The sequence below is a fragment of the Pontibacillus yanchengensis Y32 genome, assembly GCF_000770635.1.
Classification (GTDB): domain Bacteria; phylum Bacillota; class Bacilli; order Bacillales; family BH030062; genus Pontibacillus; species Pontibacillus yanchengensis.
The window spans coordinates 33,744-58,020 of record NZ_AVBF01000018.1 but is presented as its reverse complement, the minus strand read 5'-3'; the positions used below and the strand labels follow the sequence as shown (position 1 = coordinate 58,020).

Below are 24,277 nucleotides of genomic sequence, written 5' to 3'. Positions count from 1 at the left end.
AGCTAGCAATTCGTTTAATGACCTTTACAAGAAGATAAATACTCTCATTATATCAAGACTTTGTTCTTACTTGTTGTTTATACGTATATCAAATGAATCTCTAATATATGCAATACTATAGGTGCTTCAAAGAATGCTTTTCATTTGTCCTATTGTTTTCCAATGCTGTACCATCATAAGTGTGAAAGAAGGATTCCGTACTACTGGAAAGGAGTCAGATACAATGAGTTTAACAGCTACAACTACGCTTCATAATGAAGTGAAGATGCCTTGGGTAGGTTTAGGTGTCTATAAAATGGACGAAGAAAGTAATGAAGCAAAAGAAGCGGTATTATCTGCATTAGAGTTAGGATATCGTAGTATTGACACAGCTTCGTTTTACAAGAACGAAGAAGGTGTTGGACAGGCTCTTCAAGAAACATCGGTTCCACGCGAAGAATTATTCATTACCACAAAGGTTTGGAACGATGAACAAGGATATGAAGAAACGTTGAATGCATTTGAAAATAGCCTTGAGAAATTGGGACTTGACTATGTTGATCTTTACTTAATTCATTGGCCTGTTCCTGGAAAGTACAAAGACACATGGAAAGCACTTGAAAAGCTTTATAAAGATGGGAAGGTAAGAGCAATTGGTGTAAGTAACTTCTTGCCACATCATCTAGAGGAGCTTCAAAAAGACGCTGAAATCAAGCCAATGGTGGACCAGGTCGAGTTCCATCCTCAAAATAGCGTTCCTGAGCTTCAGGAATATTGCAAAAACAATGGAATTCAATTAGAAGCATGGTCACCTCTTGCACGAGGGAAATACTTTGAAAATGCAGTTTTACAAGAATTAGCGAAAAAGTATAATAAAACAGCTGCACAAATTATTTTGCGTTGGGACTTCCAACATGGAGTCGTAACCATCCCGAAATCTTCAAGCAAGGAACGTCAGGCGCAAAATGCTGATATTTTTGATTTCGAACTAACGGATGTAGAAATGGGCAAAATTGATACATTAAATAAAGAAAAACGTATCGGCCCCCATCCTGATGAATTTGACTATAATTCCTAAGAAATAAATAACCCGCCCATTATCATTAATAATGATAATGGGCGGGTTTCATTTATGTTGGTTGTACTCTATATGCTCCTTGAGGAAAACCTTAAACGTTTCTTTAATTAATAATACCACTACGTAATATTTTCGTATTTATGTTTATTTTTACTTTCATTTGAGGATATAATTCTCTCCATTTATCATTCTCCATGGCTTTGGGACCTACTTTTCGTTGGTATTTCAGTCCAAAGCCTACAGGGTCGGAGTTCATTTCCTGCAATTTTTGAATAAGTTCTTCAGTCTGTTGTTCTAGGTTCTTATCAATGGTTTCTTCTAATTTTTTTATTATTTTGTCATCTTCCATCTTAACCGCTTCGGAGAGTTCTAATACTCTGGCTGTAATGTTGATGTTGACGTTGAATTCTATATTATCCACACTAACAACTTGAATATCTGTATCACTTGATAGTTCCCCTAAATTAATATAAATGCCTTGTACTTCTTCATAATGACGGTCACTTTCCTTATCATCAATGAATGGCTCTTGGGGGATGACCATTTCTAATTGACCCGATTCAAATCTGTCCTTTAACAGTTTTAAATGAAAGCCTTCCTTGGCTGAAATTTTTCCTACCATTTGGTCACCTCTAAATACAGCAAGGTTTCGGATTGTAGGTTTTGAATTTTCTTCATTCAGAATAGGGACCACAGGGTCAGATGACCTATCATAATAGTGATGAAGAAAGTCATGTAAAGTACTTTGAGGAACTTTTTCGTCTTGGATATTTTTTTGAATTAATTGATGTAAATACGTCCCAATGTTGGCGGCATCTTCGAAGTTGTTCGCTCGTAAAACTTGATTAGCTGTAGTTTCACTTACAGCGATATACATCATGTCGGCAATCTCCGCATCTCGAGCCAGGGTGTCCAGCAATCTCATAACTCCTTCTTTGGCTATTTTATCTCCAAAAAGTACTAACCGAAGCTGACCGGATGCTAATTTTTTACTCGTCTTTAAACTTGCATCATTTATTAATCCTTTAGCTGTTTTGGCGCGAGTGGTAATAATTTGAGAAACATTTGCTTGATTTGGATCGAATTGAAATAGTACATGAGTTCCTTCTAACCATCCCTCTTCGTCAAGCATATCGTAGCCTACCGCAGTAACAATGCCGATTTGCTCTAGATATTTTTTTTCGACACAGCTCGTTAAACATAACACTGAACATATCATTAGCAACGTCAATCGTTTCATTTGGTACCACTTCCTTGTCCTTTTGTGAATTTCTTCTTCACTAATACAATCAGCAAAAGGAAATATGGATAAATAAAGACTGCATAGAAGCCAACATTAGCTGCAAGATCGGTAATGGTATTAATGTTAAATCGATATTCAAAAAAATTCGTAAATGCATAGAGAAGAATGATGATTACGTATAGGGCATGCTTTTGCTTTACATGGTACAGACGTTTTGCCCCATAGCTTGCTAACCAAATAAATAAAATGATGTTCGGTAAAATGACGAATCCCCAAAATGCAACAGCAATAAAGTCAAATCGCTCTAAAATGGAAAATTGGATAATCTTAAACATTGCTAAGGTTGGCCAGATTTGCTCTTCCAGTTGAGGACCACTGAAGTAGCCAATCGAAATAAAGGTCACTAAAAAGGTTAATATTGTTGTAAGTAATACAGCTAAATGGGCAGCTATAGGAACTTTCTTTTTATTACTAATGAAGGGGTATACAAACAATAAAACCTCTAGTCCTAATACAGAGAAGGTTGTTTTATACGCGCCAAGCATCAATTCTTTAGGAGTAGCTTGACTAAGTGGAAAGTAATGATCCCAATCCACATGGCGAACAGGTTCATAAAGGGAGAAAACAAGCCAAATTGTAAGGAAAAAGAACAGATATGCTGACCCTACTACGACTCGAAATCCACCTGTTATAGCATAAGTGGCCAAAAATAATAGAAAGAAAGTAATCTGTAGAGATGGCATCTTAGGGAAGATGAACACTTGAACAACTTCTGTATAATTTAACAAGATACTACTCGTAACGGTTAAAACATAAAGGATGTAAAAGGTGCCTAAAAATCGACTTATCCATTTTCCGAACACGTCCTTTTGGATGGCGAACAGATCAGCATTGTTGTATTGCTTCAGGAGTGTAACCATAACGAAAATAGTTAAATGTAAAAACACTCCTGCTATAAGCACAGAAATCCATGCATTATTCTTGGACTCCTTATAGATGATTTGAGGGACGCCCATAATACCTGCCCCAATTTGCATCGTATGAATGATGAAGAACAGGTAAAAAGCAGTGATTTGGATGTTTGGTTTGATTTTGACATGTGCTTGATTCATATAAATCCCTACTCATCTATGTCTTTTTTCTTCTTTGCTTTCTTTTCAGAATATGCTTTTTTATCCTTAGGATGGTTAGACAATGGTCTAGTGTTCCCAATTGTAGCAGGTAAACGAATAATGGAATCGTTAAAGTCCTTTATCGTTAATGGGTAAATAGGAGAGAGATATGGTCTTCCTATTGAAGTTAAACGTAATAAATGAATAATGAGAAATCCGAATACAAAAAGCATTCCAACTAATCCCCATAAACCTGCGAATATAATCGTAGGAAAACGTATGATACGGATCGCAGTACCCATTAAATAACTTGGGGCTGTGAAAGAAGACAGGGCGCTTAAAGCCACGATAATGATTAAGATATTACTGGTAAAGCCTGCTTTAACTGCCGCTTGCCCAAGTACAATCCCCCCAACGATACCCATTGTTTGTCCTACCTTCGTTGGCAACCTTGCTCCAGCTTCCCGGAGTAGCTCGATTAATATTTCCAACAGTAATGCTTCTAATATAGGTGGAAATGGTACTGTTGCTCTTGATTGTCCTAACGACACAAGCATGGATGATGGAATAACCTCATAATGGAAAGTTAGTGCTGCAACATACGCAGGCGTTAATAAAATAGAAAGAACCATGGCTGTTAGTCGCAATATCCGTGCAAATGATCCCATGTTCCATCTCATATACACATCCTCTGTTGTTTCTAAAAAAGAGAATACTGTAGATGGTGCAATTAATACGTTTGGGCTTTTATCAAGGACGACTCCCACTTTCCCTTTTTTTAATGCATAACATAACCTGTCAGGTAATTCGGTTTGCAAAATTTGAGGAAATATACTTCTACTATTATCCTCAATAAGTTGAGCTAGCACGGAGCTATCCAATACATCATCAACTTTTAACTCTTCTATTCGCTGCTGTACTGTGTTCACATTTTCATCATCTGCTAGAGATTTGAGATAAATAACGCGAACCTCTGTCGGGATTCGTTCTCCCACTATAATTTTCTTTACTTCTAAATCCGGGGTATCCATACGCCACCGAATAATATTTAAATTAGAAACAAGTGACTCTGTAAAAGATATTTGAGGTCCAAATACGAGTGATTCGTTTTCAGCACGACTGATTGATCTTTGTTCTAGTTCAGGAATAAGATAGGTGAGTGCTTTTTCATCCTGTTCTACATATACACATGCTGAACCATGTATTAGATTTGAGGCAATTTTATCTATATTATCTTGCGCCTCACCCCCACCTAAGGGAATCTCATTTAATATGACTTTATGATCAAGGTTTTGTTGCTGAATCTTTAAGAGTGGTGGGAGTAAACTCTTGTTTAATTGGACTTTGTTGATTTGATAAGTGATATAAAAGATAGCTACCTTTTTCTGTTGGATGGTGTACTCCACCATATTTAAATCAGGACTCTGGTGAAAGATATCCTTTAATTTCTGGTGAATTTCTTCAATAGTATATGGAAAGCTGCTACTAGAACTGCTATTAGATGATTTTCTTCTACTTCTTCTCATGATGGATTCATCCTTTGTGGAAAGTTAGTCTTAGTATGAGAGAAATTGGTGGGATTATGAGAACATTAGCTTTTTTTATGAAAAGAATTGAAGTGATGCATTCATTTATTTGAAGGAAGAGAGAGGATTTGGCCAATTTCACACATAAAAGTATGCATTTCACTAATACTAAAGCAAAAACAAGTCTTTATAATTCCGAATGTTAGTATATTCCATCCCTAGTTAAAAGGATGAACAACATGAGCCTACAATTAATTGAAGCCTATATTCCGAATAAACACTTCGAATCTGTAGATGAGAAGTTACGAGAGCATCCTCATACTTCCTATTGGGTATCAAGTGAGTCTAAAGAGCGGATGCTTGTGAGAATACTCGTGAATACCGATGAAGTAGAAGAGATATTAAATTATTTAGAGAGCGTATCAAATGTGGTAGATGGTTTTGAAACGTTGCTTATTCCTGTAAGGACTTATTTATCTAGGTCTACTTTAAATGAGGAAACAGAAGAAAAGGATAAGAGCGAACAGGAAGAAGAGGAAGATGATAAGACGATGCTGCTGCGTGCAAGTCGGCATGAGCTATTAACGTATGTAGAGAAAAACAGTTTAACAACCTTGAACTATACGCTATTGATTTTTTTATCTGCTGTGGTTGGCACAATGGGTTTTATAAAGGATAGTGATGCGGTTGTGATTGGTTCTATGGTAATTGCTCCTTTAATAGGACCAGTTATTGCTACAGCTTTTGCGGCTATATTAGGTGATTATAAATTGTTAGGAAAAGCTGCACTTACATCGTTGTTAGGCGTAGGTATTGTCATCGTAATCGCAATCATATTTAACATGTTCTTTAATATCGATATAAATACTCGGCAATATGTAGCGCGAACAGAAGTAACGCTTTCAGATTTTTTCCTTGCATTAGCAGCTGGTGGAGCAGGATCAATCGCAACACTAAACAGAAAGGCTGGCAACCTTGTAGGGGTTATGGTAGCTGTAGCATTACTCCCTCCGAATATTGCTCTTGGAATGTCAATAGGAAAAGGGTTATGGCCTGAAGCGTATGGTTCCTTTTTACTCGTAACAGTCAATATTATGTGTATATTGTTATCTGCAGTAATTGTATTTTCATTAACAGGTATTCGTCCCGTACGTTGGAGAGAAGTGCAACGAGCAAATGTATCAAGGTCACTATCGATTATTTTTGTTTTGCTTATTGTTGCCTCGCTTTTATCCGTGATTTTCTTAGGTCAGGACATTAAATTCGAATAACTTGTTGTGCTGTGCTTTATAAGAACAGCATATATTGTGTACCCAGAATTTTTAAAAGGGTAGGCATTTACCGTTCTAAACTTATTACACGTTCATATAGTAAAAAAGTAGAAAAGTTTTCCTGAAGTTGTTGACTTAAGATTTTGAAAATTATATACTTTGTACATCTTACGAATAAAAGGGAGGTTACATTATGTTGATTTCAAAGTTTGATTGCCATGAATTGAATAATATAAGTGACCTTCCCTCTTTATTCTTGTGTCAGTAGGATAAAAGGAGCTACAACTGTACGTAAAGGGTCACGCCTATGTTCGTGACCCTTTTTTATGCTCGCATACGTCACCGGACGTATGCGTTTTTTTATTGTTATAAGGCTTCAAGCTTTATATAAACATTCTAAAAGGAGGAGTTACACATGAGCAATTGTTCAGTAAGAAAGGTAGTAAAGGATTGGAAGGCAACAGGCGGATAACAAATGAATATTGGGAAAAGAAGGTGAACGTATGTTTTCAGTTTTAGGAAAACTCCAGTGGTTTTTTAAGGATCATTGGATTCGGTACACATCAGCAATCATCATGTTGATTTTTGTAAGTGCAATCGACATTATCCCTCCGAAAATTATCGGGATGGCAATTGACGCGATTCAGTTTGAAACATTAACAACAGGACGTTTAATGGAATTATTGCTCTGGTATGGGCTTATTATTGTAGTAAGTTACGTGGTTTCTTATTATTGGGTGAATTTGCTTTTTGGTGGAGCATTTATTTTGGAACGGAAAGTTCGCTCGAAATTAATGCAACATTTCCTTTCGATGACGCCAACTTTTTTTGGGAAATATCGTACGGGAGATCTAATGGCTAGGTCCACCAATGATTTGAAAGCACTGTCCATGACAACGGGATTCGGTATTTTGACACTAGTGGATTCTACTTTTTTCATGATTATGATTATCGGCGTTATGGCGATTACGATAAGCTGGCAACTAACGTTAGCTGCCCTAATTCCACTTCCAATAATGGCCCTTATTATGAATCGATATGGAAAAACGATTCACGAGCGGTTCACAAAAGCTCAGGATGCTTTTGGTGATATGAATGATGATGTTCTTGAGTCCATACGTGGTGTGCGTGTTATTCGTGCGTTTGTCCAAGAAGGGCAGGATGAGAAGCGATTTCATGAGATGACAGAAGATGTCTATGATAAAAATGTCGCCGTCGCGAAAATTGATGCCATGTTCGAACCAACGATTAAGGTTTTAGTAGGTATTTCTTATACGATTGGTTTAGGGTACGGGGCATCGCTTGTATTTACGAATGTAATTACACTCGGACAGCTTGTTTCATTTAATGTATATCTTGGTATGCTTATTTGGCCAATGTTCGCTGTAGGTGAATTGATCAATGTCATGCAGCGAGGGAATGCATCTCTAGATAGGGTGAATGAAACACTTGGCTACAAAGCAGATGTAGAAGATCCAACTGAGCCAAGGAAAGTTCCTCTTCCTCAAACGATTGCTTTTGATCAGGTGACGTTTCAATACCCTGATACAGAGCAAGCACAGCTCAAAAGTATTCAATTAGCGGTACAACGCGGAGATACAATTGGGGTTGTAGGTAAAACAGGAGCAGGTAAGACGACATTATTTAAACAATTGTTACGAGATTACCCTGGTATGAAAGGGAACTTATCGATATCTGATACATCTATTCATGACATTGCTTTAGACGTAACAAGAGGATGGATTGGATATGTGCCACAAGATCAAATTCTATTTTCGAAGACGGTTCGAGAAAATATTCAATTTGGTCAAGATGGGGCGGAGGATTCGGAGATTGAAAGAATCTTAGAATTGGCCTATTTGAAGGACGATATCGATAACTTACCGCAAGGATTGGACACGAAGGTTGGAGAAAGTGGAGTCACTTTATCAGGGGGACAAAAGCAACGTGTATCCCTAGCAAGAGCTCTCATTATGAATCCGGAAATTTTGATATTAGATGATTCCTTATCCGCAGTCGATGGTAAGACGGAAGCGAATATTATTAAGCATTTAAAACGAGAGCGCAAGGATAAAACAACTTTTATTGCTGCGCACCGCTTATCTGCTGTTCAACATGCTGATCAAATTATTGTGTTAGAAGATGGCCAAATTGTAGAACGAGGTACGCATGAAGAGTTGATTGAGAAAAAAGGATGGTACTTCGAGCAGTTCACCACACAACAAATGGATTCAGGGGAGGTGAGCGGCTAATGAAATCTTCAACGGAAAAACGACTATTTCAATATGCTATGCAGTTTAAGAAGACGATTTTCATCGGACTGATTTGTTTAACCATTGCCGTCGCACTTGAACTGACAGGACCATTTATAGCAAAGCGCTTGATTGATGAGCATATTCTTGGGATTGAAGCAAATTGGTATCAGGTTCAAGAGGAAGAAGGCTCTCACACCGTATTATATCAAGGAGATCCTTACAAACGAGCTGATCGCCTCGATTCAACGGATGAAAAAGTAAATACCGCAACGATTTTACAAGCTGGAAAAAGCTATTACTTTATAGAGGAAGATGCTCCAACAGAGGGGAATAAATCATTCGCAGATGGGGTACTTACGATTACCACACCGGATGAGAAAGTAGAAGTGAACGCAACCGCATTACAATTGAATGAGTTGTATGCATTCTTTAAACCGGAAACAAGTGCAATAAAATGGTTGCTTGGTTTGTATGTTGTGTTGCTATTGATTGCAGCTGTATTTCAATATTGGCAAACCTACTTGTTACAAGTATCCTCCAACAAAATCATACAGAAGATGAGAAAAGATGTATTTGCTCATATTCAACGAGTACCAATTAATTACTTCATCAATCGACCAGCAGGTAAAATAGTAGCTCGAGTAACAAATGATACCGAGGCGATTCGTGAATTGTATGAAAAGGTGCTAGCAACATTCGTTACGAGTTTGATTTATATGTTTGGAATCTACATCGCTTTATTTCTACTCAACGCGAAGCTAGCTGCAATCTGTCTATTGCTTATTCCCATTATGGCGATTTGGATGAAGCTCTATAAGGCATATGCAGGTAAGTACAATGATGTAATCCGTTCAACGATTAGTGACTTGAATGGTAATATCAATGAAGCGATTCAAGGTATGCCAATCATTCAAGCATTTCGGAGACAAAAACAAACGACAGAAGAATTTGAAGAGATGAACACGCGTCACTTCACCTATCAAAATAAACTATTAAACTTAAACTCTCTAACATCCTTTAATTTAGTAAATGTTCTACGAAATTTAGCTTTCGTAGCATTTATCTGGTATTTTGGAGGAGCTTCCATGGGAGTTGGTGGCGTCGTATCAGTAGGTTTACTCTATGCATTTGTTGATTATTTAAATCGTTTGTTTCAGCCAGTTATTGATGTCGTCAATCAATTATCTCAACTTGAGCAAGCACGAGTTGCCTCAAGCCGTGTATTTGAACTTATGGACCATGAAGGGGAAGAAGTTAATAATCAAACCATTCCTCGCTATAGAGGGAACATTACGTTTGATCATGTTTCTTTTGCATATGAAAAAGATGACTATGTACTAAAAGATCTTTCCTTCCAAACAAAAGAAGGGGAAACCGTTGCATTTGTTGGCCACACAGGTTCAGGAAAAAGCTCGGTTATGAATTTACTGTTCCGCTTTTATGATCCACAAAAAGGTACTATCTCGATTGATGGAACGGATACACAAAGCTTATCCCGACAACAAGTACGAAGTCATATGGGAATTGTTCTCCAAGACCCGTTTATTTTTACAGGAACGATATTATCTAATGTAACGATGGGGGATCCTTCTATCTCAAGAGAACGAGCAATAAAAGCATTGCAAGAAGTTGGTGCTGATCGCTTTGTAGAGAAATATCCTAATCAATATGATGAACCTGTGAAAGAAAAAGGGAGCACTTTATCCGCAGGAGAACGACAGCTGATTTCCTTTGCTAGAGCATTGGCGTTTGACCCGGCTATATTAATATTGGATGAAGCCACAGCCAACATTGATACAGAAACAGAAGGTATCATTCAAGCGGCATTAAATGTTCTTAAAAAAGGTAGAACTACACTAGTAATCGCACACCGCCTATCCACGATCCAACAAGCAGACCAAATATTTGTGCTGGATCACGGTAGAATTGTAGAACAAGGAAATCACGAATCTCTCATTAAAGAAAACGGCATCTACTTCCAAATGTATCAAATGCAACAAGGAAGACTGGAAGAAGCGGCAATTTCATAGCAGAACAAAAGCTCAGGGCGCCCGTTAAGCGACGTACAAAATGGACGGCTCCGTATGAGATAAAGGAAACACGAAGAGCGCAAGCGATTCGATGTTGACTTATCGTAAGGAGGTGCAGGAAGTTTGCTAGTCGCTGGGCGCTGGAGCTGGACGTGGCTACTTCACTTTTTCAGTTATACACAAGCATTAAATTTTATAATTTCCTAGACAACAATGAAAAAGATAGATGCATTCGGCATCTATCTTTTTTTGGTTAGGAAGGTTTGATGAAGAGTAATTGGAATAAAGGAGTTATTCAGGATAAGAGGCATAATCTTGAAGACTTGGATTCGAGATAATTTGGGTTAGAGGGATGTTTCCGTTGCTTTAGATGGTATAAAGGTGGCCTGGGAACAACTCGCGTCCTGCCGGCGAGCTGGCAAGCTACCTTCGGGGGAAACGTCCTCAGGGGATCTTGCCTACCTCTTTCTCCGGCGGGAGTCTCGTCGTTCCCAGGCCACCTTTGTTGTTGTTGGGAGGAACGAAAACATAGCCTGATTTTGCAAGGGTTCTACAAATTTTACTTAGTAGCTGCAATAACCCCCATAATAAGTACGAGCAAAGGATTAATGATGCTATGACACAGTTTAGCTCTAAATATTGAATACTTCTTAAGAATTCCCACTCAGATATTTCTATGCCTAGTAACGAGCTTCTGGCTATTTGGTTCGAACTTCAACATATGGCGATGTTTCCGTTAAACCAAACGAACACAAAGATGGGCCGGGAAATGGCGAGACTCCCGCGGAAAAACGGATGTGTCGAGACCCCACAGGGCCGCATTTTGGCCCGAGGAGACTCGACCGTTCGTCCGCAGGAAAGCGAGCTATTTCCCGGCCCATCTTTTCTCTGATTAAAACAACGGAAACATCTCTCTTTCCCCATAATATCTCGATTCCAAGTCTTCAAGATAATGGGGCTATTACAGAATATCTTTTACATCAAATAGCCAACAAATTTCTCACATTTGAACCAAAGGTGGTAAAATAAAAATTATATGATGCCTTATCTAATGTCATATAGCTTAAAGGGAGATTACTATGAGTGAAGAAAGAAAGAATAACAACTCAGATATGATAGATGATGACTTGTATGAAGAGTTCGAAGATGAGGAATTAATGGAATTACTGGAAGAAGAGAAGCGTAAGCCTAAACCGGAGAAAAAAGGACCTGTCTTTCCAAAGTGGGCGTTTTGGTTAATTGCCATTATGATGTTTATTAACGTTATAGCCGTTATACCAAACACGTTTTCCTTACCTGCTGTTGACTTTCTCTTTAAATCTGCTCAATTGTCGACTAATTCGGATATTAATACCTATCAAAAGTCCATCGTTGTTGTTGAATCAGGAAAGTCAAAAGGAACTGGCTTTTCCATTTCACAAGATGGGTATATCATAACGAACCACCATGTGATTGATAATGGGGAAAAGGTCTCCCTAGCCTATCCAGAAGCAGGGCTTTTCCAAGGTGAAGTGGTAGCTGAATTTGAAGATGTTGACCTGGCTTTATTGAAAGCTAAGCGAGTAGATGGTCAAAAAGTAGAAGCACTCCCCTCGTTGCCACTAGCCGAAGAGACATCATTCGAGAAAAGGGAGCATGTGTACTTTATAGGCAATCCAATGCGTTTCACTGGAATTGCGAACGAAGGAGAAGTGATTGGCTACACGAGTTTGGATGATTGGGAGCAGGAAGTTCTCATGCTCGATGCCCCGATTTATCATGGAAATAGTGGAAGTCCCGTGATCAATATGCAAGGAGAGGTTATAGCTGTTGTTTTTGCAACAATTAAACGTGAACAACATGGTAAGGTCGGATTGGCTATTCCAATTTCGTATTACCATCAAAAAATAGAGAATCTAGAGGATCAGAGCTTAGATGAAATTCAATAGTGTGAAATAATGGTAACACTAGAAATTTGTATATTTAACAAACGACATACTTCCTTGTGATGTAACGAATAGATATAGAGACTGAAAAACTACCTTTCGCAGGTAGTTTTTTTACATTTTAATCTTTATTGATTATAGAACATGGTAGGAAAAGAAACGATAGAAATAGGTACCCCACTTTTCCTTTATCATATAAGGCTTATATACAATGTTAATAAATGGATTGAAAAAACGGTAGATAACACCTTCTATATGGTGTATGATACCCATATTGAAAGTGGCTCAACCCCCGCCATGATAGGAAAAACATGTATTGAATATGACAATGGGTGAAATCTTTTTGTAACAAAAATGAAAAAAAGTAAATGTCACCACCCAAAAATAATTCAAATAAAACGAAAATTATAAATAGCTGGAGGTGATAAAGGTTGATCAGACGTCTGTTTAAAAAAGACGGAGATGATAGCCTCGAAGAACTCGTCACCCTTGCGCAGGATGGCGATGAAGAAGCACAAAATCATCTCCTCAAACAATATCAACCTTTTATCGCCAAAAGTGTCTCTGAAGTTTGCAAACGATATATCGATCCTTCAAAAGATGATGAATTCAGTATAGGTTTGATGGCATTTCACGAAGCCATCCAATCTTATTCAAGAGAGAAAGGGAGTTCTTTTCTCTCTTTTGCCAAGCTCGTTGTGAAGAGGAAGGTTATTGATTATATAAGAAATGATCAAAATAACCCAGTAGTTGCCTCGATTGATCAAGAATATGATGACGAGGAACAAATGGAAAATCCTCAAGAGGTTAAAGCAGCTAGAGATCGCTATGATCTTGAAACGGAGAGCTGGTATAGACGTATTGAAATTCATGATTTTACAGAGAAGTTAAAAACGTATAAATTGTCTTTTGAAGAGCTTACTACTGTGTCCCCCAAGCATAGAGATGCTCGGGAGTCAGCTATCAAAGTAGCTCGCACGATTTACAACGATGACCAACTTAGAGACTTTGTTCTAGAGAAGCGTAAACTTCCTATGAAACTTTTGGCTGACAAAGTAGAGGTAAGTAAAAAAACCTTAGAACGTAATCGCAAATTCATCTTAGCGATTTTCATCATTTTGCATGAAGATTACGTTTACCTGAAAGATTATATTAGGGGGGTGGGCCTTTGAGAAAAGGAATCATCATGGAGCAACATCGTCGGTATTCCGTCGTTATGGGTAGAGATGGCACGTTCCATAAGGCAAAACCATTGACTGAAAATATACCGGGTGACGAAGTGCAATTCGAACCTTTACCAGAGAGAAATAAACTATTCGGTTTTTTTCCCAGGAATCTAAAACTCAATGTGCGTTTTATTGCTATGGTAACGGCGTTATTAATTGCCATCCTACCGTTATATTCGTGGTATGATTCCAACCAAGCTTATGCTTATGTGAATATAGATATGAACCCTAGTCTTGAGTTGAAAGTCAATCATAATATGAATGTCATTGATATGACGGCATTAAATGATGATGCGAGTTCATTTCTTGAAACACTGTCAGACTGGAAAAATAAAGCCGTTGAAAAAGTGACTGTAACCATTATTCAAAAAGGGCAGGATGCCGGCTTAATGAATCAAAACAAACAAGTCATGATTGGTGTAAGCTATGATGGAAACAGCACACAAGGAAAAGAAATTACAAAAAGTATAGATGAATATATACAAACAAATCCTCAAGCCGTAACGATTGCCACGTTTGAGGTTCCAAAAGAAATCCGAAAGCAAGCCCAACAAGAACGAAAATCGATGAATGAATTATATGCTCAATCAGTTATGCAACCTACTGAGAAGACAACTAACTCTGTATCTACATCATCGAATGTGAATCAAAAGGAACAAGAAATCATACAATCTTTTTACAAAAGTTCCAGTGATTCAAATAAAACAGATTCATCAAACTCTAACAACTTACCTTCAGAACAATCGGATTCTACAGAAGATAAACAAAATACAGATTCAGAACAGACTGAATCTAAAGAATCGAAACAGATAGAGAACGAACAACAAGATAGTAAGGAAAAAGATTCAACTGCTGAAACTAAGCAGAGAAACGTTGAACAGAAGAAGGAAGCCCAACAATACTCTGCAAAACAGTTGTTGGAAAAGCTCCCTCCTGGTCAAGCGAAAAAATTAAACATACACGATGATAATATACTAAACGCTCTTCCTCCTGGTATTGTCAAGAAGGTAAAGGACTCTGGTAACATGGATGAGTTCCGGTCACTACTCCGCAAGAGGATTGAGGAGGAGTCTGATTTTTTACAAACGAAACAAGAAGAAAACCAAGCAAATAAAAAAAAAGAGACGAAAATAAATAATTCAAAACACTCGCAGGAAGAACCACCTGGTCAAGCGAAAAAGAAGAAAGATAAAAATAAATCTTGGAAAAACAAAAGCAAACACAAACAAGAGAAAGATAAGAAATGGAATGACAAAAAAGGAAAAAATAAACCAAACCACCATAAGTGGAAGCAAAAGGGCAAGCACAATAACAAGAAAAAATGGCATGAAAACTCTAATAAAAAGAACAAATAATAGCTATTATACTGCTTATAAGGAAAACCCTTTTTCTGTCCAAGTGCCAGAGATAGGGTTTTTTTTATCTTCTAACGTACAATAAAAATTAAACGCTTGTGTGTAACTAAAAAAGTGATGCGGCCACGTCCAGCTCCAGCGCCCAGTGACTAGCAAACTTCCTGCCTCTCCTTACGATAAGTCAACATCTGGTCGCTACCACTCTCCGTGTTTCCTTTATCTCCTAGGGTCTTAGGTGAAGTTCGATTAAGAACGCAACATAACGAAGCAACCTCGAACCAACCAACGTCGTGTGGGCCACAGCACGTACGTCGCTAACCGGGCGCACTGAGCTTTTGTTGTTACACTTCCAAAAGTGCAATCCTCTAGTTCTTTCGTTACAATAGGAGGAAATGGAGGGATGTAAAATGGCTAAGCAAAATTTAGGGGTTCGTGATGGAAAGTTAGCTCCTTGTCCAAGTTCACCAAATTGTGTATCGACGCAAGCGGAAGATGAGTCAAAGCATATGGAACCATTAGCGTTCAAAGGGGGTAAACAAGCTACAAAGGATAAGCTGAAAAGTATTATAGAGGCATATCCGAAAACTGAAATTGTTACAGAGCGTGGAGATTATATTCATGCTACGTTTAAGACAAAATGGCTTAAGTTTACCGATGATGTTGAATTTTACTTAAACGAAGAAGAACAGAACGTACATTTTCGATCTGCCTCTCGTACAGGATATTCTGATTTAGGAAAGAATCGAAGTCGAATGAATGAAATAACGGAATCATATAATAAGTTATAAGAACATGCCTTCAGATGAACCTTCATTTGAAGGCATTTTTTTACAAGCAAATGCTTAGCGCATAGGTGGTCGCTCATAAATTTGAAATCTCGCTCAAATACAATTCTCGCTCATATATCTAAAATCTCGCACAAAAACCCAACTCTCGTTCAAATACCAAGGCAATCTCGCTAAAAAACCTCTATCAAAATTGGAAATACTTTCTTAAACATCCGCAATGGAATCCCTGCGTCCTGTGGGCAGCAGTACATATGTCTCTAGCAGGGCGTTAAAGCTTCTCTTTTAGATTTGATGCTTTTATGGTATAAGCTATGATTATTTTCACAAAGCTTTCATATGATAGATAGCAGAGGATTGTAATGTTCTGAGCTTTTTTTCTAATTAAACTATGGAAAAATATCTCCAAGTTAGATTAGGTGTTGATAAACCAAATAATTCCTACTAAACCATTTACTAACACAGATTATTAAAAAGTTATAAGAGTTTATGACTTTTATGTTACAAAAGGTTTTCGAAAACATTACAAGATAGTATAATAAGTAAGGTCTTAGCATTATCTATGAAACATTGAATCTCCTAGTGGGGGGAGAATGGATTTTTATTTACTAGAAGGGGAGAGAGACATGAGCCAACATAAGAAAAAAGGAATGAGCAAATGGCTAGTCGTGGTTTTATCAATCATCGTCGTAGTCGGTTTTGGTGCCACTGCTTATGGTGTGCTAAAAGAAAATAATCCTATGGCTCTTTATGTAACAGCAGAGAAAAATACGATGGAAGAACAATGGGAACGTATGGAACAATATAATAAACATACGTTAGCATTACAAGAACGCATGCTTCAAGAAGCGTATGAAACAGATGCTTCCTTAAAAATGAATGCAAATGCTCAAGGTGGACAATTGAATCAAGCTGTTCCACAATTAGCTATGATACAAGGCATTCTATCAACTTTAGAACTAAAGATGACATCAAAAGTAGATCCTGAGTCTAGTGAAATGTCCGGTAGCCTGGATGTTCTATTACAGGGGAATAGTCTAGCACAAGGGAGCTTTTATCAAAATAAAGAAAAGACAGCTGTAAAAGCACCATTTCTATATGATAAATATTTTGCTTTGAAAAATAATGAACTAGGTGCTTTCATGGAACGCATGAATCAGCCTACACAGGGGTTAACGGAAATCCCTAACTTTGTTCAGTCTAATAGTGCAGCATTTACTGTAGATGAAATGAAAGAGATGGCTGAAGAATATGTGAAGGCGATAGGAAAGCATTTTGACCAGGATCAATTTTCATTATCGAAAGGTGCTTCCTATGAGGGCACGAAATATGACAAGGTAACGATAGATATTAGTGAAGAAAAAGCTCAAGCCATGATGAAGACAATGCTTGAAAAGCTAAAGAATGACGAGCGTATATGGGATGTTCTTGATCAGCAAATGAAACTTCAAGGAATGGCATCAGGGGAGCAAGAAACGCTAAAAGAAAATCTTGAGACAGCAATTCAGAACGTTGATCAAGTCAAGCTTCCAAATGGAATAAAAATTGAAGCCTATATTAAAGATGACATTGTTGCACATGAAACATGGACCATGGATGTAAAACCAAATGGTGAAGATGCTGTTAATGTTGCTATTACAAGTAACTATAATAAAGAAGCGAAAAATCGCTATAAAGCATCAGCAAACGTTACTTTAGTTCCCGAATCTGAAGAAAGTAAACTTAAGATTAGTTATAAAGAAGATGGGAAGCCAAATAAAGATGGTCTACATGTAGACTACAATATTGGCTTAGATTATAAGGATCAGCAAGAAGATTTAACAGCGAATTTACTATTAAATACAGATTACACAGAAACAAGCTCAAATACTGATTTTGAACTTCAGCTTGGTGGAAGTAAGCTCGGTGATCAACCAGTGCCCGGTATTAGTGGTACGTTTAAATCTAAGACAACAAAAGAAGATAACAATCAATATGTACAAATAAGTGACCTTGGCCTAGATATTGCGATGAATGATCCTTCAATGGGGAATACAAAAGCCCAGGTTGAGTTTCATTTAGAACAAGATGTTTCCTTCACGAATGACGTAAGCTTCCCAACTCTTGAAGGGGAAGAAGCGGTTCAAGTGATGGAAAAATCCGATGAGGAACTTGAGCAAATTAGTCAGGAAATCCAAATGAATCTGCAACAATATATTGGAAACTTCATGGGCGGCTTAGGAGGCCTAGGTGGTTTCTAATCATAAGAACGTTTTATGATGTGGAGGTGGCAGCTTGATGAATGTGTTCTCGCTATGGAAATATGAGATGAGGGCAACCATTCGTCGGCCTGCCCCTCTTTTTTTAGCTTTTTTATTACCAATAATTGTATTACTGATGGTTATCTCAGTTGTTTTTTCATTGTTTCAAGATGACAGAACTCTTATTCAGACAGCTGTTGTTGATCAAGATCAAACATTTGAAACGAAATCACTTGTTCATCAATTAGCTGAAGATGAAAGAATGAAAGAAGCGATGAACCTCACATCAATGAATAAATCCAAAGCAAATGAAATGTTTGCTAACGAAGAAGTTACAGCGATTATTGAGATACCTAAGGGATTTACCAAAAGCCTTCGTAGTGGAGAAAATGATCCGATTAAAGTTATTACGAATCAAGAGCAACCTCTCCAGTCCACTCTGGTTAACGTTTTATTGGAGAGTGGTGCTAACTATATATCTGCTTCTCAAAGTGCAGTGAATACTGTCTATGACTTACATATTAAATCTCTACCAGAAGGGGAGCGAGAAGGGAAGCTGCAGCAATTAATCGTGACGTTCACCCTTTTTGCATTATCTAGAAATGAGGCATTTGAAACCGAGCTGATTCCAGCTGGCACAGGCATAGGATGGGAATTACACGGTATGATATCGGTCATGGTTACGTTCCTATTTTTATTCAGTGCGATCTATCAACTTGCTGATACTCGTGTGGAGAAAAAAAGCATGCAGTTAAGATTACGCTCCTTCAATATTACAAGCTTACATGATTATCTGATCAAGTCAGTGAAGTGGTTTATTACCATAAGCATCGTTGGTCTTCTGTTTTTCTTATTGAGTAGCTTTATAGAAAGCACCCCGGCATTTTCATGGAAGATGGGATTTGCGATTATTCTGAGTAGCTTATTCCTTGCAACATTCGTATCTGCTTTCTATTCCATTCTTAAACATTCCTTAATAAGGGGAGGAGCATTACTACTTACGGGGTTATTTGGTATTGGAGTAGCAGGAGTTTGGGTTCCGGCCATTTATTTACCAGATGCTCTATTATTTGAGTGGAATCCGTTCTCGGCCTGTTATGTGTTATTTCAGTATTGTGTAACGGACGATTCCTCCATAACACCTATGATTTTCATCCTTCTCGTATGGTCCATCGCATTATGGAGCTTCGGTTGTTTACTCACGCAATGGAAGGAGAGACGGCATGCTTACCTATCTAGGATTACAGCTTCGTAGATGGAGAACAAAACCAATTATAGCTCTTATCAGCGCGATACTTCCTTTCCTGTGCTTCCTCCTTTTCGTGCCGTTTCTTACAACAACCACCGAAGAAGCGACAATTCCAGTTGCGATTGTAGATGAGGATGAGAGCACGTCTAGCCAACGAATCATATCTCGGTTAACCAATCAACAACGATTATCTATTCACCTCCTTTCTCACAAGGATATGGAACAGGCATTACGAAAAGGCGAAGTAGAAGCGGGGTTTGTGCTACAAGAAGGCTTGGAGGAAAAGGTACGTGAAGGTTCCATTCAAAATACTATTACATGGATGAGGACAAGCAACTCAACTTTTGATGTATTCATCAAAGAGCAGTTAGGTGCAGAATTGATGCGTATAGCTCTTAATGCCAAAGCTGCAAATACAGTGATGCAAGCTTCACAATCAAATAAAAGTTGGGAAGAAATTTATCAATATTCAGCTGCCTTTTGGGAGCCTTCCCCTTTATTTGAAATGAACTTTATGCAGCGAAGTCCTACTTCCCCCCAGCAAGAAAAGCCCATATTGGCCAGTTGGCATAAAACGGTCTTAATCCTTTTTTTCTTCTATACATGGACTATGTCTATATGGCTATGTAGAGTGCTTAAGAAAGATAAGCAAAGTGGCGTATTAGATCGTCTTTCATTAGTACAGCTAACCCCTTTTCGTTATTATTTGGGCCAAGGTTTCAGTATCTGGCTTGCTACTCTTGTTACCCTGGTCATTTCCTTATGTGCTATGAGGTGGAGCGTACCATGGGAGTTATTACTGCCTTGGGGAATGTGGACGATTATTGTGTTCACTGGAACGGTTGTGGCTACATATGCGTTCTTTCTTATGTTTAAGTTGTCTTCTGCAACCCTTTTTATTATCGAGGGTGTAGCAGTAGTTACTGTTGTAGCAACCTTATTAAATCAATCAGGAGTATCTTGGGTCGGGGAAAAAGTAGTCACATACTTTCCGCCAAGCTGGCTTCTGCATAATCCATTTATCACGTAAGGAGTGCTTGAATGATTACGTTAGAACACGTTTCAAAATCATACAAAAAAAAGCAAGTACTAGCTCCTACCTCTATAGAGATTCAAGAAGGTGGAGCTTACGGGATAGTTGGTCCCAATGGAGCTGGTAAATCCACACTCTTAAAGCTCATTGCATCACTTGAAAGACCAACCAAAGGAACCATCTATTTTCAAGGAAATCCGTACAGCTCATCAGTGAAAGAGGTGCGTCAATCGATTGGATATATTCCTCAAGAAATTGCATTATACGAAGAACTGACAGTCAAAGAACAGCTGGATTTTTGGTCGAATATATCTTCGAAAAAAATAGACGACGCTTTTGTGCAAAGCATGAAAGAAACTCTTCGTTTGGATGAAGTAGCTAACAAGCGGGTTCAAAACCTATCAGGTGGTTGGAAAAGGAAATTGAACTTATGTGTGGGTTTCATACATAATCCATCGATTTGCTTATTAGATGAACCAACAGCAGGGATTGATCTTGCAGCAAAGGAAGATATTCTTACGTGGTTAAAAGCGTTGCATCAGCAAGGGAAAACACTTCTTTACATTAGTCACGATCGATATGAGCTCCATACATTAAGTGACCAATTCATTGTACTTATGAATGGGCAAGTGGTATTTCATGATGACAAAGAAATGTTCCAACATACAAAATCACAGCTTTTGAAGAGCCAAACAGGATCTCAGGAATTGGAAAGAATCATATCCTATTTATAAGGCTATTTTTAAAAAGCCGCCTGCCCAATTGGACAAACGGCTAAAAGGTTTGAATTAATTTTTCAAAATCCTAGCTTTAACTTCAATTCCGTATAATGAAGCAATTGCTTATCATCTAGAACCTTTGCAGCAAAGCTAAGGGTTGTCATGGTGCTTCATTGTATTGGCCTTTACAATGTAATCTGAGCCATGCTTCAACTCTTTCTCTCTTTGGGATGAGAGTATTTTTAGTATGAGGGTAGATGTAGATGTTCATGTGTAGCAGGTTCTGAATAAAATGGAAGCAAAAGCCAATATGCTGTTAAGATTGAATAGAGCAAATTAATCAAGTATTTATTGCCACTTTGATAATAGTTAAAAAACCAGATGTCGTGTGCTTTTCCGACACCTGGTTTTATTCGCTTTTTCCTGTAATTCCATAAAAGAACATATGAAGAATTTGTTCTGTGAACTCTTGGATGGACTCTTCTGATTGAAAAAATTCTTTATGATTTCGCATGGCTTGATAGTACATGTCTACGTAAAACATCATCATTTGCAATGATATGGAATGATGGATGAAGCCTTCTTGTTTTCCTTCTTCGAGTAGATCCATAAAAATAGGGATAGTGTGGGACTGGGAGAATTCATCAATAAATTGTTTTAGTTCAGGTCGGTCTGATATCAGCGTCTGCATAAATTCCAAGTCAAATTGAAAAATGTTGTCCATCTTTAAAGTAATGAGTTGACGTATTTTCTCATCAAATGCAAGAGAAGGATCGTTCAATAAGTATTTTACTTCTTCAAGTCGAGAGAATGCAAAAGATTTTACTGATTCAACCAAGAGCTGATCTTTGCTTCCAAAATAGTTGTATATAGTTACTTGCGAGACTTCAGCTTTTTTGGCAATTTCTTGAATACTTACTTTTTGTATGCCTTGTGTGGAAAAAAGCTCAAAGGCTGTATCTAAAATATTTTTCTTTTTTAATTCTGTTCTTTTTTCAAAACCATTCATAAGCGCCACCTCTTCACCCTTATCATACCGTGGGTTATGGAGTGAATCAATTCATATCGCTCTGTATAGTACCATCATTTTATCCCTTAGCGCGTTTGGTGTAGCTTTCAATATATTCTGCTGACCGCTGTGCCAGACTATAAACAGTAAGGGTAGGGTTTGCAGATGGCGCAGTTACGAATGTTGGTGACCCTACAATAAATAAATTTTCCACATCATGGCTTTGGCCATAGCTTGTAACGACTGAATCACTAGGATTAGATCCCATCCGACATCCTCCCATTAAATGAGCATGTGCCTTTAAATGGTAAAGTGGCGTCCCTCCAGCCTTCTTGAGCACTGATTTCATTACATCTTTTGCTTTGTCTCGAATTGATTCATCGTTCGGATGGTGCGAGAATGTTACTTTCGGAATAGGAAGTCCATGTTGATCTTTTTGATTCGATAGGGTTACCGCATTCTGATGCTGTGGAATGACTTCTCCGAGCATAGCGATACTTACATAGTGATTATAATCAAGCATGCGCTCCCGCAATCGTTCACCAACACACTTCGTATCATTATCAAAGAATAGAGTGGCCAATCTAATTGGACGCAAACCATAGCTATTCATAATGAAGCCTCTCTTGAATCCGTACTTCACGCCACACAAATATGTATCCATCGTTAGAGCTTGAACAGGGTTACCGCGATACATTCTTATTTCTTCAGGAAATGTAGCCAGTACATGGTCATTCATATTTGTAAGAAGGTATTTGCCGACCAAATCCGAAGAATTGGCTAAACCGTTCGGAAACGTTTCTGATGAAGAGGCTAATAGAAGCCTTGGCGTTTCAATAGCGTACGCAGCTATTACAATCGTGGTTGCCTCGATTTCATGCTGTTTCCCATCTAAAAGATAGAGCACAGATGTTGCTCTTCCATGTTCATCTGTTGTAATACGGTAAGCTGTAGCTTCAGAAATTAACGTGACACCTGCTTTCAACCCTTCTGGGATGAACGTATTTAATGGTGTTGTCTTGGCGTCGGGCATACATCCCTCTTCGCAAAAACCTCTATTGATGCAAGGGTGTCTATCAGCTTTTGGAGCAGATAATATAGCTAAAGGAGAGACGCTGTGTTGATAACCTGCTCGTTCCAGTCCCTCTCGAAATTTAAGCGTATTATTGGATAAGTCATGATGGGCAGGATAGGGGAAGTGATCGCCAAATTCCTTCCATGGAAACGTGGAAGGTCCAGATAGAGAAAGCCTTTTTGTCATTTGTTTATAATAAGGTTCCACGTCCTCATATGAAATGGGCCAGTCTTCTCCAATATCTTCACTCGTTTTTGTTTGAAAATCAGAAGGATGAAATCGTAAAAGTTGAGCGGTGTAGTGCACTGCACTACCACCAACCCCTTTTCCAGATGTGCTTCGATATAAATCTAGCGGATCTTGCCCCTCACTTATTCTAGGCTCATCCCAGAAGAGTTTCTCCATCTCTAACTCATCACTAGCAAAGTCTTTTTCCGGACTACGAAACGGTCCTGCATCCAACATGAATACGTTTAGCCCTGCCTTGGCTAAATGAGCTGCTACAACAGATCCTGCAGCCCCTGCACCTACGATACATACATCACAGGAGGTTCTCGTCATGAGGCTTAGCCTCCCATTCATCAAATTGATGAGGACCGAATGCGTAATACCCACGAGGATAAGCAGGTCCAGCGAAGCCTATAGTAGACCATATGTGTGGATCTGCATATATAATTTTAATCAGCTCAGATGTTAAGGTTGAATAAAAGAGATGACTTTTAATAGCGTTCCATATCGTCTCCTCACCATCATTTCCCTTCCAAGACTCAAGAATGGAAAGTTGCTCTTTTTTGTCCAATTGGGAGAATGGAAGATGATAATGGAAAATACTCTCTCGCTCCGCATTTTCTAGCCCTTGGATGATAATTTCCTCTTTCGTAAAGCGAGCTCCTCTTGGAAATGTTGATAATTTTTTGTTTGTAATTCGCTGGTCGAGCACCATTGAAATGCTAAGCGTTTGCTCACCTAGATGTGAAGGGAATAGGCATTTAGCTAATGCCTGAAGCGTTCGTTTATGCGAAGCTGATAATACGTTGCCTTCTTTAGAATGCAAACGTTCAGCTATGACTTGTTGTGTTACGTTATCCCATTCATTCTTCTGGCTAAGTACATCATATGTAGGGTAGTACGTCTTAGAAGGATGATTGTCTTTTGTCATAGTAATAC

The 24,277-nt window shown here is 38.2% G+C and carries 18 protein-coding genes; 12 read left to right on the top strand and 6 right to left on the bottom strand.

Annotated features, from left to right (window positions below; all coding sequences use genetic code 11):
- The first annotated feature begins 223 nt into the window (after window positions 1-223).
- Window positions 224-1,057, top strand: coding sequence for an aldo/keto reductase (locus N782_RS08465; protein ID WP_036818455.1), 834 nt, complete (start codon window positions 224-226; stop codon window positions 1,055-1,057).
- Between the two features lie 103 nt (window positions 1,058-1,160).
- Here the strand turns inward: N782_RS08465 and N782_RS08460 are convergent, their stop codons facing one another.
- The 3 genes from N782_RS08460 to N782_RS08450 are packed head-to-tail and all read right to left on the bottom strand — an operon-like array spanning window position 1,161 to window position 4,938.
- Window positions 1,161-2,297 (bottom strand): Ger(x)C family spore germination protein, encoded by a 1,137-nt coding sequence (locus N782_RS08460; RefSeq protein WP_036818453.1) that lies wholly within the window; start codon window positions 2,295-2,297, stop codon window positions 1,161-1,163.
- Complete coding sequence (locus tag N782_RS08455; RefSeq protein WP_036818451.1) at window positions 2,294-3,412, bottom strand: GerAB/ArcD/ProY family transporter; 1,119 nt, start codon at window positions 3,410-3,412, stop codon at window positions 2,294-2,296. Before N782_RS08455 ends, N782_RS08460 begins: the two co-directional genes overlap by 4 nt.
- Window positions 3,413-3,420: 8 nt before the next feature.
- A complete protein-coding gene (locus tag N782_RS08450; protein WP_036818449.1) occupies window positions 3,421-4,938 on the bottom strand; it encodes a spore germination protein in 1,518 nt (505 codons plus the stop codon).
- Window positions 4,939-5,177: 239 nt separating this feature from the next.
- Between N782_RS08450 and N782_RS08445 the strand changes: the two genes are divergently transcribed.
- The 11 genes from N782_RS08445 to N782_RS08395 all read left to right on the top strand — a co-directional run bounded on the left by N782_RS08445 (window position 5,178) and on the right by N782_RS08395 (window position 21,041).
- The gene (locus N782_RS08445) at window positions 5,178-6,209 is read left to right on the top strand and encodes a TIGR00341 family protein (RefSeq protein ID WP_036818447.1); all 1,032 of its coding nucleotides are present in this window, start codon (window positions 5,178-5,180) and stop codon (window positions 6,207-6,209) included.
- Window positions 6,210-6,712: 503 nt separating this feature from the next.
- Window positions 6,713-8,461 (top strand): ABC transporter ATP-binding protein, encoded by a 1,749-nt coding sequence (locus N782_RS08440; protein WP_036818444.1) that lies wholly within the window; start codon window positions 6,713-6,715, stop codon window positions 8,459-8,461.
- Entirely contained in the window at window positions 8,461-10,494 is a 2,034-nt protein-coding gene (locus tag N782_RS08435; protein ID WP_036818442.1) for an ABC transporter ATP-binding protein, read from the top strand. The genes N782_RS08440 and N782_RS08435 overlap by 1 nt, the downstream gene beginning before the upstream one ends.
- 1,079 nt (window positions 10,495-11,573) lie before the next feature.
- The gene (locus N782_RS08430) at window positions 11,574-12,422 is read left to right on the top strand and encodes a S1C family serine protease (protein ID WP_036818440.1); all 849 of its coding nucleotides are present in this window, start codon (window positions 11,574-11,576) and stop codon (window positions 12,420-12,422) included.
- 428 nt (window positions 12,423-12,850) lie between these two features.
- The gene (gene sigI / locus N782_RS08425) at window positions 12,851-13,591 is read left to right on the top strand and encodes an RNA polymerase sigma-I factor (protein ID WP_052111253.1); all 741 of its coding nucleotides are present in this window, start codon (window positions 12,851-12,853) and stop codon (window positions 13,589-13,591) included.
- Complete coding sequence (locus N782_RS08420; protein WP_036818438.1) at window positions 13,588-15,000, top strand: anti-sigma-I factor RsgI family protein; 1,413 nt, start codon at window positions 13,588-13,590, stop codon at window positions 14,998-15,000. The genes sigI and N782_RS08420 overlap by 4 nt, the downstream gene beginning before the upstream one ends.
- Window positions 15,001-15,407: 407 nt before the next feature.
- Window positions 15,408-15,788: a DUF1499 domain-containing protein gene (locus tag N782_RS08415; RefSeq protein ID WP_084103026.1), complete on the top strand. Its 381-nt coding sequence runs from the start codon at window positions 15,408-15,410 to the stop codon at window positions 15,786-15,788.
- 623 nt (window positions 15,789-16,411) lie between these two features.
- Window positions 16,412-18,025 carry a DUF6583 family protein gene (locus N782_RS08410; protein WP_152600744.1) on the top strand — a complete coding sequence of 538 codons (1,614 nt, stop codon included), beginning with the start codon at window positions 16,412-16,414 and terminating at the stop codon, window positions 18,023-18,025.
- A 37-nt stretch (window positions 18,026-18,062) separates the two neighbouring features.
- A complete protein-coding gene (locus N782_RS08405) occupies window positions 18,063-19,280 on the top strand; it encodes an ABC transporter permease (RefSeq protein WP_036818432.1) in 1,218 nt (405 codons plus the stop codon).
- A complete protein-coding gene (locus N782_RS08400) occupies window positions 19,249-20,304 on the top strand; it encodes an ABC transporter permease (RefSeq protein ID WP_036818430.1) in 1,056 nt (351 codons plus the stop codon). The genes N782_RS08405 and N782_RS08400 overlap by 32 nt, the downstream gene beginning before the upstream one ends.
- Window positions 20,305-20,315: 11 nt before the next feature.
- Window positions 20,316-21,041: an ABC transporter ATP-binding protein gene (locus N782_RS08395; RefSeq protein WP_052111252.1), complete on the top strand. Its 726-nt coding sequence runs from the start codon at window positions 20,316-20,318 to the stop codon at window positions 21,039-21,041.
- 394 nt (window positions 21,042-21,435) lie between these two features.
- Here N782_RS08395 and N782_RS08390 read toward each other — a convergent pair whose 3' ends face one another.
- The 3 genes from N782_RS08390 to N782_RS08380 all read right to left on the bottom strand — a co-directional run bounded on the left by N782_RS08390 (window position 21,436) and on the right by N782_RS08380 (window position 24,269).
- The gene (locus tag N782_RS08390; protein ID WP_036818428.1) at window positions 21,436-22,035 is read right to left on the bottom strand and encodes a TetR/AcrR family transcriptional regulator; all 600 of its coding nucleotides are present in this window, start codon (window positions 22,033-22,035) and stop codon (window positions 21,436-21,438) included.
- Window positions 22,036-22,114: 79 nt separating this feature from the next.
- A complete protein-coding gene (locus tag N782_RS08385; protein ID WP_036818425.1) occupies window positions 22,115-23,671 on the bottom strand; it encodes a GMC family oxidoreductase in 1,557 nt (518 codons plus the stop codon).
- Window positions 23,652-24,269: a gluconate 2-dehydrogenase subunit 3 family protein gene (locus N782_RS08380; protein ID WP_036818423.1), complete on the bottom strand. Its 618-nt coding sequence runs from the start codon at window positions 24,267-24,269 to the stop codon at window positions 23,652-23,654. The genes N782_RS08385 and N782_RS08380 overlap by 20 nt, the downstream gene beginning before the upstream one ends.
- Window positions 24,270-24,277 lie beyond the last annotated feature (8 nt).

Bases quoted from the DNA above. Each gene is read 5' to 3' on its own strand.
- N782_RS08465 (WP_036818455.1), top strand. From the start codon at position 224: ATGAGTTTAACAGCTACAACTACGCTTCATAATGAAGTGAAGATGCCT.
- N782_RS08460 (WP_036818453.1), bottom strand. From the start codon at position 2,297: ATGAAACGATTGACGTTGCTAATGATATGTTCAGTGTTATGTTTAACG.
- N782_RS08455 (WP_036818451.1), bottom strand. From the start codon at position 3,412: ATGAATCAAGCACATGTCAAAATCAAACCAAACATCCAAATCACTGCT.
- N782_RS08450 (WP_036818449.1), bottom strand. From the start codon at position 4,938: ATGAGAAGAAGTAGAAGAAAATCATCTAATAGCAGTTCTAGTAGCAGC.
- N782_RS08445 (WP_036818447.1), top strand. From the start codon at position 5,178: ATGAGCCTACAATTAATTGAAGCCTATATTCCGAATAAACACTTCGAA.
- N782_RS08440 (WP_036818444.1), top strand. From the start codon at position 6,713: ATGTTTTCAGTTTTAGGAAAACTCCAGTGGTTTTTTAAGGATCATTGG.
- N782_RS08435 (WP_036818442.1), top strand. From the start codon at position 8,461: ATGAAATCTTCAACGGAAAAACGACTATTTCAATATGCTATGCAGTTT.
- N782_RS08430 (WP_036818440.1), top strand. From the start codon at position 11,574: ATGAGTGAAGAAAGAAAGAATAACAACTCAGATATGATAGATGATGAC.
- N782_RS08415 (WP_084103026.1), top strand. From the start codon at position 15,408: ATGGCTAAGCAAAATTTAGGGGTTCGTGATGGAAAGTTAGCTCCTTGT.
- N782_RS08410 (WP_152600744.1), top strand. From the start codon at position 16,412: ATGAGCCAACATAAGAAAAAAGGAATGAGCAAATGGCTAGTCGTGGTT.
- N782_RS08405 (WP_036818432.1), top strand. From the start codon at position 18,063: ATGAATGTGTTCTCGCTATGGAAATATGAGATGAGGGCAACCATTCGT.
- N782_RS08400 (WP_036818430.1), top strand. From the start codon at position 19,249: ATGCTTACCTATCTAGGATTACAGCTTCGTAGATGGAGAACAAAACCA.
- N782_RS08395 (WP_052111252.1), top strand. From the start codon at position 20,316: ATGATTACGTTAGAACACGTTTCAAAATCATACAAAAAAAAGCAAGTA.
- N782_RS08390 (WP_036818428.1), bottom strand. From the start codon at position 22,035: ATGAATGGTTTTGAAAAAAGAACAGAATTAAAAAAGAAAAATATTTTA.
- N782_RS08385 (WP_036818425.1), bottom strand. From the start codon at position 23,671: ATGACGAGAACCTCCTGTGATGTATGTATCGTAGGTGCAGGGGCTGCA.
- N782_RS08380 (WP_036818423.1), bottom strand. From the start codon at position 24,269: ATGACAAAAGACAATCATCCTTCTAAGACGTACTACCCTACATATGAT.